General features: G+C 64.1%; 15 protein-coding genes and 1 tRNA gene. 9 read left to right on the plus strand and 7 right to left on the minus strand.

The features are described from left to right. The first annotated feature begins 18 nt into the window (after window positions 1-18). The 7 genes from NMQ16_RS12190 to NMQ16_RS12220 are packed head-to-tail and all read left to right on the plus strand — an operon-like array spanning window position 19 to window position 3,028. Complete coding sequence (locus tag NMQ16_RS12190; RefSeq protein WP_257080967.1) at window positions 19-201, plus strand: hypothetical protein; 183 nt, start codon at window positions 19-21, stop codon at window positions 199-201. Continuing rightward, window positions 201-689, plus strand: a complete 489-nt coding sequence (ssb, locus tag NMQ16_RS12195; RefSeq protein WP_257080969.1) for a single-stranded DNA-binding protein — start codon at window positions 201-203, stop codon at window positions 687-689. The genes NMQ16_RS12190 and ssb overlap by 1 nt, the downstream gene beginning before the upstream one ends. 10 nt (window positions 690-699) lie before the next feature. Then, entirely contained in the window at window positions 700-1,005 is a 306-nt protein-coding gene (locus tag NMQ16_RS12200) for a hypothetical protein (RefSeq protein WP_257080971.1), read from the plus strand. Between the two features lie 2 nt (window positions 1,006-1,007). Further along, entirely contained in the window at window positions 1,008-1,463 is a 456-nt protein-coding gene (locus NMQ16_RS12205; protein WP_257080973.1) for a hypothetical protein, read from the plus strand. Continuing rightward, a complete protein-coding gene (locus tag NMQ16_RS12210; RefSeq protein ID WP_257080975.1) occupies window positions 1,460-1,801 on the plus strand; it encodes a hypothetical protein in 342 nt (113 codons plus the stop codon). Before NMQ16_RS12205 ends, NMQ16_RS12210 begins: the two co-directional genes overlap by 4 nt. After that, window positions 1,791-2,024: a DUF4224 domain-containing protein gene (locus NMQ16_RS12215; RefSeq protein WP_257080976.1), complete on the plus strand. Its 234-nt coding sequence runs from the start codon at window positions 1,791-1,793 to the stop codon at window positions 2,022-2,024. Before NMQ16_RS12210 ends, NMQ16_RS12215 begins: the two co-directional genes overlap by 11 nt. 5 nt (window positions 2,025-2,029) lie before the next feature. Next, window positions 2,030-3,028, plus strand: coding sequence for a tyrosine-type recombinase/integrase (locus NMQ16_RS12220; protein ID WP_257080977.1), 999 nt, complete (start codon window positions 2,030-2,032; stop codon window positions 3,026-3,028). A 75-nt stretch (window positions 3,029-3,103) separates the two neighbouring features. Here the strand turns inward: NMQ16_RS12220 and NMQ16_RS12225 are convergent. Beyond that, a tRNA-Ile gene (locus NMQ16_RS12225) sits at window positions 3,104-3,182 on the minus strand. 87 nt (window positions 3,183-3,269) lie between these two features. Between NMQ16_RS12225 and NMQ16_RS12230 the strand changes: the two genes are divergently transcribed. Then, the gene (locus NMQ16_RS12230; protein ID WP_257080978.1) at window positions 3,270-4,439 is read left to right on the plus strand and encodes an alkaline phosphatase family protein; all 1,170 of its coding nucleotides are present in this window, start codon (window positions 3,270-3,272) and stop codon (window positions 4,437-4,439) included. On the opposite strand, the gene NMQ16_RS12235 is transcribed toward NMQ16_RS12230, so the two are convergent. From NMQ16_RS12235 to rpsU, 5 genes are all read right to left on the minus strand, one after another. Continuing rightward, window positions 4,424-4,855, minus strand: coding sequence for a CBS domain-containing protein (locus tag NMQ16_RS12235; RefSeq protein WP_257080979.1), 432 nt, complete (start codon window positions 4,853-4,855; stop codon window positions 4,424-4,426). The genes NMQ16_RS12230 and NMQ16_RS12235 overlap by 16 nt on opposite strands. A 52-nt stretch (window positions 4,856-4,907) precedes the next feature. Continuing rightward, complete coding sequence (gene rpoD / locus NMQ16_RS12240) at window positions 4,908-6,962, minus strand: RNA polymerase sigma factor RpoD (RefSeq protein ID WP_257080980.1); 2,055 nt, start codon at window positions 6,960-6,962, stop codon at window positions 4,908-4,910. 277 nt (window positions 6,963-7,239) lie between these two features. Then, a complete protein-coding gene (dnaG, locus tag NMQ16_RS12245; protein ID WP_257080981.1) occupies window positions 7,240-9,006 on the minus strand; it encodes a DNA primase in 1,767 nt (588 codons plus the stop codon). 12 nt (window positions 9,007-9,018) lie between these two features. Further along, window positions 9,019-9,474 (minus strand): GatB/YqeY domain-containing protein, encoded by a 456-nt coding sequence (locus tag NMQ16_RS12250; RefSeq protein WP_257080983.1) that lies wholly within the window; start codon window positions 9,472-9,474, stop codon window positions 9,019-9,021. 118 nt (window positions 9,475-9,592) lie between these two features. Beyond that, complete coding sequence (rpsU, locus tag NMQ16_RS12255; protein WP_008061479.1) at window positions 9,593-9,805, minus strand: 30S ribosomal protein S21; 213 nt, start codon at window positions 9,803-9,805, stop codon at window positions 9,593-9,595. A gap of 129 nt (window positions 9,806-9,934) precedes the next feature. Here rpsU and tsaD point away from each other — a divergent pair, with 129 nt between their 5' ends. After that, entirely contained in the window at window positions 9,935-10,945 is a 1,011-nt protein-coding gene (gene tsaD, locus NMQ16_RS12260; protein ID WP_257080987.1) for a tRNA (adenosine(37)-N6)-threonylcarbamoyltransferase complex transferase subunit TsaD, read from the plus strand. 10 nt (window positions 10,946-10,955) lie between these two features. On the opposite strand, the gene plsY is transcribed toward tsaD, so the two are convergent. Next, on the minus strand, window positions 10,956-11,570 hold the full coding sequence (plsY, locus tag NMQ16_RS12265) for a glycerol-3-phosphate 1-O-acyltransferase PlsY (protein WP_257080988.1): 615 nt from the start codon (window positions 11,568-11,570) through the stop codon (window positions 10,956-10,958). Window positions 11,571-11,573: the final 3 nt, after the last annotated feature.

Genomic DNA, 11,573 nt, shown 5'->3' on the forward strand with positions numbered 1-11,573 from the left:
GCCAGGGGATAGCGCGCCATGACCGAGCGCGCAGCCCTCATCCGCGCCGCCCGGATCTATCTCGCGCAGTCCCGCCACTTCACCGGCCGTCACCGCATATGGAGCTTCAAGCTCCTGGAGTGGGCCGCTCAATGCCGGCGCCGGGCTGCCGCCGTGCGCAACGAGCCCGCACAGGGCGATCTATTTGGAGGAACCGCCTGATGGCATCAGTCAACAAGGTGATCCTGGTCGGCAATCTCGGCCGCGATCCAGAAACACGCCATACCCCTAGTGGCGACGTGATCTGCAACATCACCGTCGCGACCACCGACAGCTGGAAGGACAAGGCCACCGGCGAGAAGAAGGAACAGACCGAGTGGCATCGCGTCGCCTTCTTCGGCCGGCTGGCGGAGATCGCCGGCCAGTACCTGCGCAAGGGATCGGCGGTTTATGTCGAGGGCAGCCTGCGCACCCGCAAGTGGCAGGACAAGGACGGCAACGACAGGTACACGACCGAGATCCGCGCCGACTCGATGCAGATGCTGGGGGGCAAGCAGAACTCCGGTAGCAGCGGTGATGGTGGTGGCAACGGCGGCGACTACAGCCAGCCGGCGCCGCAGTCCAGCCAGCTGAGCCGGCAGCAGCGTCCAGCAGCGCCGCCTGCGTCGTCTGGCGGCTTCGGCGGCATGGACGATGACATCCCATTCTGAGGTGACGACCATGAACATCGAATACGAACACTTCGGCCTGTACCCGAAGGGCACGCAGATGGCCATGACCGGCGAGGACTGGACCAGCGAGCAAGACAAGAAGAGACGGGCTAAGGCTGAAGCACGACGGAAAGCAGCGGCAGCGCACTGCGCGAAGAAGCTCGAAGTCGCCGCCGACTCGCTCCGAGACTTCTTGCGAGCCTGCAACGAATGCAACGACGGCAGCGGTGACGAAAAAATGGGCGCCGCGGACGGACGGCTGCGCCTTGAGTCCGATCTGCGCGAGTACGCCTCTTTCCTTGACGGGAGGTTCTGACCATGAACATCACAGCACTGTCCGCAGCGAACTTCGCGTATCAGACTGCGGACATCAAGAAGGGCCAGCGAGTACTGCTCGCCGGCGACGTTGTCCCGTTGCTCGACTCGTTCCAGCCGGTCGCGGCGCAGGTCACGTGCCTTGTCGGAGACATCGCGCTCGTCGACCAGCTGCGCGCGCGTGGCTTCCGGGCCCTGAGAGCATCGCTGCTCACCTGGACGGACGCGCAGTGGCTTGATGGTGAGCTGTTCGACGTTGCGGTGATCGGCCTCTTGCCGGCTGACATCGGCTTTGCTCGATCGATGCGGGATGCTGCCGCACTCATTACGACCGGTCGGATCCTCGCCGTGATGCCCTTCGGAGACATGGGGCTGTCCGGGGAATGGATCGGTGGTTACGACTGGCGCGGGAAGCCAGCCGCGGTCTGGATGTCATCAGCTGCAGAGGTGTGCTCATGACCGCCACCGCGTTTTCCGACCATGTCCGCTGGGCCAGCGCCAGGCATGCAGTGCCGCGCACACGCGCAAGCGCGAGGCCGCAGAAGCTGCTGGCCATGGTCCGAGACTTGCGAAAAGTGACCACTGCCGAGCTCTGTGAGGCCGCCGGCCTGACGTCATCGATCGTATGGGGAGCGCTCAGCTATCACATCCGTGTCGGCCGGGTCCGCTTTCACGATGGGATGTGGGAATGGATCTCCGGCGTGGTCACCGACGATGAGAAGCGCGCTGCTCAGTTTCTGCGATCACGAGGCTGGAGTGTTCAGGAGCCGAACGAGGACGACGATGATGGGATCTGACACGTATCTATCAACCGCAGAACTGCGCGAGCTGACTGGCTGCGCACACCGCCGCCGTCAGCAGGCGTGGCTCACGGCACAGGGCTGGCCGCATGCCGTGGCCGAAACCGGTCATATCCGTGTGCTCCGCGAGTATTGGCACGCGAGGATGACCGGAGCAAAATCCACAGCCCCGACCGTGCACGCCGGTACGAAGCACAACTTTTCGGCCATCGCAGCCTGAACCCTATGGGACGTCGTCGCACCGTCAATCGTGGCCTGCCCGAACGCCTCTACCTGAAGCGCGACGGCTACTACTACCGCGACCTGAACCGTCGCGAGACGAAGGTCGCTCCGGCCGACGATCTGCCGAAAGCCTTGATCGAGTGGGCGCAGCGCGAAGGCGTGCGCCTGAACCCTGACGCCGTCACGTTCGGCGCCGTCGCCGGCAAATTCCGCGAGCAGTACATCCCGAGCAAGGCCGCGAAGACGCAGCGCGACTACCTGCGCCAGCTCGATAACCTGATATCGGTGTTCGGGCAGTCGGCTCTGGATAGCGTCACCCCCTCGGACGTCGCCGAGTATCGGCGGGTGCGGTCCGAGAAAGCGCCCATCCAGGCAAACAGGGAGATCGCGCTCCTTTCGGTGCTCTGGAACTGGTCGCGCGAGCACGGCTACACGTCACAGACGAACCCGTGCCAGGGCGTGCGGAAGAACAGGGAGACCGGCCGCAGCGTCTACATGACGGACGCCGTCTACAGCGCCATCCTGCTGGCAGGCGACCAGTCGGTGAAAGACGCGATGCGGATCGGCAAGATGACGGCGGCGGACATCGGGGTCATCCTCGCCGCGACCACGCGGCAGATCGACGGCGACATCCTGCGCATGCAGCGCACGAAGACCGGCACAGCGGTTCGCTTCCGACTGCGCGACGAAGCAGGCGCGCTCAACGAGCTGGGGGCGCTGCTCGAGGAAATCAGGACGCGCAAGCGCACGGCAACGTCCATCTATCTCGTTCAGGACGACGATGGCCAGGCGCTGACGTACGACACCTTCGTGCGGCGCTTCTCGGCTGCCCGCACGCTGTCAGGTGTGGGCAAGGCCTACCAGTTCAGGGACATCCGGCCGAAGGTGGCGACCGACATGGACGACATCAACCGGGCGCAGGCCATGCTCGGACACAAGCAGATTGCGACGACACAGCGCCACTACATCCGACGCGGGAAGCTGGTCGATCCCGCGAAATAGTGCGCTGATAGTGCGCTTAGTGCGCACCTCAGCTTTCCGCCGAAGCCCTGAAACCCGCGTCAGGACTGAGTGTTTTGGTGGGCCCCCCGAGAGTCGAACTCGGCACCAACGGATTATGAGTCCGCTGCTCTAACCAAGCATGAGCTAGAGGCCCGGCAAGGGCGCGTACTATATCAAAGCGCCCTGGGGTTCGGACAACCGGACATCCAGACGGCGTCCCTTGTGGAGGATGCAGCGCGGCATGTGGCCGGATTTCGAAGGCGGGTCGATCGTCGATCTTATGGACAGCGTGGTGCGTGCGCGGGGTGGCATGGCTGCCGGGCAGGGTTTGCGCGAGGTCGTGACGTCGGATTGGCGCGACGCACGCACTATCGTGCTGCTGGTGCTCGATGGCGTCGGCATGAAGCAGCTTGACCTGCTGCCGGACGACAGCTTTCTGCGGCGCCACTGTGCACACGCACTGACATCGGTTTTTCCCTCCACCACGGCGGCAGCGATCACGACCTTCATGACCGCGCGCGCGCCTGCGGTGCACGGATTGACGGGCTGGCACGTACGCTTCGACGAACCGGGGGTCGATGGGCGGGTGCTGGCCATCCTGCCGGTCACGCCACGCGGTTCGCACGACGTTTCTGAGCTGACGCTGACGCCTGACGAAATATTGGCACGGGTGTGCTGCACGCCGTCGATGTTCGCTTCGCTGCCCGGCGACAGCTGCCTCGTTTCCCCGGCCGACATCGTCGATTCGCCGTTCAACCGGCGCCACAGCGCAGGGGCGCGGCGCATCGGCCACAATGGTTTTCCGGACATGCTGGACCAGATCGACTGCGCGCTGCGAGCGCCGTCCCCACCGTCCTACGTCTATGCCTATTGGCCGGATTTCGATCATTGCGCCCATCAGCGCGGCGCGGCGTCTGACGAGGCGGGTGCCCTGCTGCGCGCTGCCGACGCTGCGCTGGGCCGCTGGGTGCAAGCGCAGCCACGACGCGACTCGTTGCTGCTGGTGACTGCCGATCACGGTTTCATCGATGGTCCGCCGCAGCGCTTGATCGACATGGAGGACTTGCCGCCGCTCGCCGATTGTCTCGCCGGTCCGCTGTCCGGCGAACGACGGACGGTGTTCTGTCACGTGAAGCCGGGGCGCGGGCTCGATTTCGAGCGCGCGGTGCAGGCGCTTGATCACGCCTGTACCGTGTGGCGCTCGGCCGATCTGCAGGCGGCCGGGCGCTTCGGGCCCGGTGCGCCCCATCCGAAGCTACTGTCGCGCGTCGGCGACTTCACGCTGGAAATGCGGGATGACTGGACGCTGCGCGACACCATGCCAGGCGAGCGCAGGCACCGTCTTGCAGGCGTCCACGGCGGTACGCACGCCGACGAAATGGGGGTGCCGCTGGTTCAGCTGGTGATATAGCTTTCGAGTTGCCGGATCAGGAACTGCTGGTAAGCGATGGTTTCCTTGACCATGTCGCCGATGGACACGACGCCGACCAGCGTACCGGCTTCGTCGAGCACCGGGAGGTGACGTATGCGCTTGTCGGTCATGAGCTGCATCGCGTCGTCCACCGTATTGACTGGCGTCACGTGGATGAGCTTGCTCGTCATCACCTCGCGCAGTGGTGTCGTCGAAGAGCTTTTTCCTTCGAGTACCACGCGCCGGGCGTAGTCGCGTTCCGAAAAAATGCCGGCAAGCCTGCCGTCATCGGTGATCAGCACCGCGCCGATGCCGTGCTCCGCAAGGAGGCGCAATGCGTCGAGCACCGTGCGATCCGCCTCCATCGTCGCGATCGGGGCGGCTTTTCCTTCAAGTACCTGGGCTATCGTTTTCACGGTGCATCCTCCCTGTTGTCGATCAAGACTCCGGGTGAGGATGCACCCGAAATCAGGTCTCCGTGTCGAGGAAGCTGCGCAGCTTCTCCGAACGCGACGGATGACGCAGCTTGCGCAGCGCCTTGGCTTCGATCTGGCGGATGCGCTCGCGCGTCACGTCGAACTGTTTGCCGACCTCTTCCAGAGTATGGTCGGTATTCATTTCAATGCCGAAGCGCATGCGCAGCACCTTGGCTTCACGTGGCGTCAGGCTGTCCAGCACTTCCTTCGTGATGTCGCGCAGGCTGGCAAACAGCGCGGCGTCTGTCGGCGCCAGCGTTGCGGTATCTTCGATGAAGTCGCCGAGATGGGAATCGTCATCGTCGCCGATCGGCGTTTCCATCGAGATCGGCTCCTTGCTGATTTTCAGGATTTTCCGGATCTTCTCTTCCGGCATTTCCATGCGGATCGCCAGCGTCGCCGGGTCCGGCTCGGCACCGGTTTCCTGCAGGATCTGGCGGGAGATACGGTTCATCTTGTTGATCGTTTCGATCATGTGCACCGGAATGCGGATGGTGCGCGCCTGATCGGCGATGGAACGCGTGATCGCCTGGCGGATCCACCAGGTCGCATAGGTCGAGAATTTGTAGCCGCGACGGTATTCGAACTTGTCCACCGCCTTCATCAGGCCGATGTTGCCTTCCTGGATCAGGTCAAGGAACTGCAGGCCGCGGTTGGTGTACTTCTTCGCGATCGAAATGACCAGACGCAGGTTGGCTTCGGTCATTTCGCGCTTGGCGCGGCGCATCTTGGCTTCACCGGTGGACATCTGCTTGTTGATGTCCTTCAGTTCCTTCAGCGGCAGACCGATGCGGTCCTGGATGTCGATCAGCTTGCCCTGTTCCTCGATGATGGCCGGCGCGGCGCGAAGCAATTGCGCGCCGTTCGACTTGGCAGCGGTGATTTCACCCTTCAGCCAGTCGATATTGACCTCGTTGCCGGGGAACACCTTGATGAAGTGCGAACGCGGCATGTTGCCCTTGTCCACGCACAGTTCCAGAATCTTGCGCTCGTGCTTGCGTGCCGACTCGACCATGCCACGTACCGAATCGCACAACTTTTCGATCATGCGGGCGGTGAAGCGGATGTTCATCAGTTCGTCGGACAGCTGCTTCTGCAGCTTCAGGTAGATCTTGTCCTGCGAGCCCTTCTTGTCCAGCGTGGCCTGCATCTTCGTGTAGAACGCGCGGATGTTCTCGAAGCGTTCGAGTGCGTCGGCCTTGAGCTGGATCAGCGAGGCGCTCATCGCGCCGGCTTCGTCCTCTTCTTCCTCGTCGTCCTCTTCGCTGTCCTCGTCGACGGCCGGCTCCGGCGCCGCCGCGGCTTCTTCCTCGACCGCATTCGGATCGATGAGGCCGTCGATCAGCTCGTCGATGCGCATTTCCTCGCGCGCGACCTTGTCGGCCATGTCGAGGATTTCGGCAATCGTCGTCGGGCAGGCTGAGATGGCCTGGATCATGTGGCGCAGGCCGTCTTCGATGCGCTTGGCGATCTCGATCTCGCCCTCGCGCGTCAGCAGCTCGACCGTACCCATCTCGCGCATGTACATGCGCACCGGATCGGTCGTGCGGCCGAATTCCGATTCCACCGTGGACAGCGCCTGTTCGGCTTCCTCCTCGACTTCCGACGCGTCGACCACAGCCGGGGCGTTTTCGCCCATCAGCAGGTCTTCCGATGCGGGGGCTTCATCAAAGACACGGATGCCCATGTCGTTGAAGGTCGAAATGATCGACTCTATCTGCTCGGCATCGACGATGTCGTCCGGCAGGTGGTCGTTGATTTCGGCGTAGGTCAGGTAGCCACGTTCCTTGCCGAGCGCGATAAGCGTCTTCAGGCGCAGGCGGCGCTGGTCGGCGTCCATCGGCAGTGCATTTGCGACGGCGCCGGCTGCCTTGGCAGCTTTCAGTTCCTTCGCCTTGCTGGCGGCGGTGGCGGCCTTTGCGGGCTTTGCGGCGCGTGCCGCGGTGGGCTTCGGTGCGGCTGCTTCAGTCGGGTTGGCGGCGGCAACAGGTGTTTCTTCGACCGCTACCTGCTTGCGTGTATCCTTCGACTTGTCCTTGGCGACCATGTAATTCCTCAGATCTGCGTGTTACCAACGATCTTCCGACCATCGGAATATCGTCCGCCGGCATCGATGTGACACCCCGCGATGTGGCGGCCCGGAATGCTGCAAGGGCATCCGGCTAACGTTTTTGCGATTCGCTCTACGGTTCGGCTTGCGCTACGGTTCGAGTACGTTGCGCCCGACGAGTTCGGCGATGCCCGGAAGGGCGCCAGCGCCGCCGGCGAACGTTCAATAGGGGAACCCGTCATTATACGTGTTTTAGGGGGCACGTCGGCCTGTTTCAAGTGCCGGCCTTTTCCTTCAGCAGACGATGCAGCTCTTCCTGCTGCGCCGGGGTCAGCCCGGACTGCCGGCTCAGCTCAGTCAAGCGCTTGATCGCATTCGATATTCCGGCACGTCGCAGATGCAGGATGGTGTCGTCGAACATGTGCGGCAGCGCACCTTCGTCGGCTACATCCTCCAGCGAGCTGGCTGCAGCTTCGGTCATCAGGGCTCCGTGCGGGCTGTCCCGGAAGAATTCCATCAGCGCGGCGGCGTTCGGCGATTCGATGTCGCCATGTTCCAGGCAGTCCGCCACGGCCTGCACCGCCTGCAGCCAGCTGTCTTCCTCCACGAATTCCAGATGACCCAGCCGCAGGCTCAGTTCCGGGCGCTGCATCACGATGCACAGCAACTTGCGGGCGGGTGAGGACGGCGCGGTGCGTGGCGCCGCTGCCGGCGCGCGCGCCGGATAGCTGCCGCGCCGAGGCATGCGCAGCCCGCACGCCTCGGCCAGTTCGGCCGCTGACAGGCCGACCGCCGGCGCAAGCAGATGGAGCAACTGCGTGCGCAGTGCGCCGGCCGGCACCTGCGTGACCAACGGCTTCGCCTCCGTCACCAGCTGTGCGCGCCCTTCGGCGCTGTGCGTATCGCAGCGCGCCTCTAGCTCGTGCAGCAGGTATTCGCTCAGCGGCTGAGCCGACAGCGCAAGCTGGCGGAAGCGGTCGGCGCCCTGTTCGCGCACGAAGCTGTCCGGATCGTGTTCTGGCGGCAGGAACAGAAACGATGCCGATCGACCGTCGGCGAGTTCGGTCAGCGCCGATTCGAGCGCACGCCAGGCGGCCTTGCGACCGGCGCGATCTCCATCGAAGCAGAACACGATGCGGTCGGTCTGGCGGAACAGCTTGTGGATATGCTCGGCTGTGGTGGCGGTACCGAGCGTGGCGACCGCGTTGCCGACGCCGAACTGCGCAAGCGCGACGACGTCCATATAGCCTTCGACCACCAGAACGAAGCCGTCGTCGCGGATCGCCGTGCGCGCCTGCGTCAGGCCGTACAGCTCGCGGCCCTTCGAGAACAGGGGGGTTTCAGGGGAGTTCAGGTACTTCGGCTCACCCTTGTCGAGCACGCGACCGCCGAAGCCGATCACGTTGTTGCGGGCGTCGAAGATGGGAAACATGATCCGGTCGCGGAAGCGGTCATAGCGCCGTCCTTTTTCCTGGCCGTCTGACGCCTCGGCGTCGATGACCAGGCCGCACTCGTTCAGCCCGGGCGCCTCGTAGTCGTCAAAGGCGTCACGCAGACCTTGCCAGCCATCGGGTGCATAACCGATGCCGAAACGCGCAGCGACCTCGCCCGACAGACCACGCCCCTTGAGGTAGTCGATGGCGCGCGGCGTCTTCTTGAGCTGCTGCTTGTAGTGATTCGCGGCGCGCGCCATCAGTTCGGTCAGCGAAGCGGCCTGCTGGCGGCGCTGCGCCATTTCGGGCGTGAAATCCTCCCGTGGCACGGTCATGCCGGCCTGGCGCGCCAGTTCCTCTATCGCTTCCGGATACGGCAGGCCGGAATATTCCATCAGGAAACCGATGGCGCTGCCGTGGGCGCCGCAGCCGAAGCAGTGATAGAACTGCTTGGTCGGGCTGACCGTGAAGGAGGGCGACTTCTCGCTGTGGAACGGGCAGCAGGCCTGGTAGTTGGCGCCGGCCTTCTTCAGCGGCACGTGGCGCTCCACCACATCGACGATGTCGACCCGATTGAGCAGTTCCTGGATGAAGGACTGCGGGATCATGCCCGCGCCCGGTCAGCCGCCAGCGCCGCCGAGCGCGGACTTCACGAGTGCCGATGCGGCGGTCATGTCGGTCCTGCCGGCCAGCTTCGCCTTCAACGGACCCATGACCTTTCCCATGTCGGCCGGACCGGTTGCTCCGACCGCCGCAATCACCTCGGCGATGACGGCGCGCACCTCGTCGGCGCCCAGTTGCTGCGGCATGTAGGCAGTCAGGATTTCGAGTTCGGCCTTTTCCGCGTCGACCAGATCCTGCCGGCCTGCGCTTTCGAACTGACTGATCGAATCGCGCCGCTGCTTGAGCATCTTGTCGATGACCGCGGTGACCTGTGCATCGTCGAGCACGATGCGTTCATCGACTTCCTTCTGCTTGATCGCCGCAAGCAGCAGGCGAATCGTGCCCAGACGCGCACTGTCCTTGGCGCGCATCGCCGATTTCATGTCTTCGGTGATCTGGTCCTTCAGGCTCATGGTCGGGTGCTCGCAGCGAAAACGGTTGAAGGGGCGCAAGAAACACAAAAAGCCGAAGGCGCTGTGGAGCGCATCCGGCTTTTTGATTCAAGCCCTGCAGCCTTGCAGGGCCCGGCGATCAGTACAGCTTCGGCGGCAGGGTCTGGCTGCGCAGCCGCTTGTGATGGCGCTTGACCGCGGCAGCCAGCTTGCGCTTGCGCTCGGCGGTGGGCTTCTCGTAGAACTCGCGTGAGCGCAGTTCGGTCAGCGTGCCTGCTTTTTCGATGGTGCGCTTGAAGCGACGGATCGCCACTTCGAACGGTTCGTTTTCCTTGACGCGAATACCCGGCATGCAACAGCCCTCAATGGCGCGCCCACTTCTCTGGATGGAAGCAAACGCATAACGGAAAGCCGGTGAGTATATCGCCTAGTTGGCGGTGTGCCAAGCCTGACCGACGTTGCGCCCCTTACAATATCGGTCATGTGGATACTTGGCATCGAATCGTCGTGCGACGAAACCGGTCTGGCGCTTTACCACGACGTGCGCGGGTTGGCGGCGCACGTCGTGCATTCGCAGATCGATCTGCACCAGGCCTACGGCGGCGTGGTGCCCGAACTTGCGTCACGCGACCACGTGCGGCGCATCGTGCCGCTGTACCGTCAGGTAGTGGCCGAGGCAGGTATCTCCGCAGGCGACATCAGCGCGGTGGCCTATACCGCAGGACCGGGTCTGGCCGGGGCGTTGCTGGTCGGTGCAGCGTTTGCGGAGTCGCTCGCACTTTCGCTGGGTCGGCCCGCGATCCCCATCCATCACCTCGAAGGGCATCTGCTGTCGCCACTGCTGTCGGCCGACCCGCCGGCGTTTCCGTTCGTGGCGCTGCTGGTGTCGGGCGGTCATACGCAGCTGATGCGGGTAACCGGCGTCGGTGCGTATGAGTTGCTTGGCGAAACGCTGGACGACGCGGCAGGCGAGGCGTTCGACAAGACCGCCAAGCTGCTCGGCCTGCCCTATCCGGGTGGTCCGGCGCTCGCGGCACTGGCCGAGCATGGCGTGGCGGGCCGCATCAAGCTGCCGCGCCCGATGCTGGGCAGCGGGGATTTCGACTTCAGTTTTTCAGGCCTGAAGACAGCCGTGCTCAACACGGTCAACAAGGGGGTCGAAGACGCTGCCCGGGCAGACCTCGCGGCTGAATTCCAGGAGGCTGTGGTCGACGTGCTGGTCGCAAAATGTCTTGCCACACTGCGCCACACCCGCCTGAACCAGTTGGTCGTGGCCGGAGGCGTCGGTGCCAACCGGCGCCTGCGCAGCCGGCTCGATGTCGAACTGGCGCAGCGGCGCGGCCGTGTGTTCTACCCGGAGCTGGCGTTGTGCACTGACAACGGCGCAATGATCGCCTTTGCAGGCGCGTTGCGGCTGGCGGCCGGTCTGGTACAGACATCGACGGGCGGCGAAATAACCGTGCGGCCGCGCTGGGCGCTCGATACGATCTGAACGTGTCGCGTCAGCCGGCGGCGGTTTTCTTGCGCCCGATACGGCTTTCGCTGCCATTCATCAGACGGCGGATGTTTTCGGCGTGGCGCCAGATCAGCAGTCCGGCCATCGCGGCGAATGCACCGCACACCACAGCTGAGCCGGTGTAGAGCAGGCCCGTGATCGGTGCGCTGCATGCGGCAAGCAGAGCAGCAAGCGATGAGTAGCGGGTGACTGCCGCGATGGCTATCCAGATGCCGAGTGCGATCATGCCTGCCTGGGGAACAGCAACCAGCATGACACCGGCCGCCGTGGCAACCCCCTTGCCGCCGCGAAAGCTCAGCGTGGCAGGAAAGACGTGGCCGACAAAAGCTGCAACGCCGGCCAGCAGGGCCATGGTGTCGCCCATGCCCAGTGCGCGCACCACCCATACGGCAACGCACCCCTTCAGCGCGTCACCGAGCAGCGTGAGAATTGCTGCCTTCTTGTTGCCGGAGCGCAGCACGTTGGTGGCACCGGGATTGCCCGAGCCGTAGGTGCGCGGATCGGCGAGTCCGAAGATCCTGCTGGTGATGACGGCGAAGGGGATGCATCCGAAGGCGTAGCCGATGACGAGAGCGAGGGCGATGCTTGAAGCGGTATTCACGAT

The organism is Methyloversatilis sp. XJ19-49, assembly GCF_024580145.1.
Lineage (GTDB): Bacteria > Pseudomonadota > Gammaproteobacteria > Burkholderiales > Rhodocyclaceae > Methyloversatilis.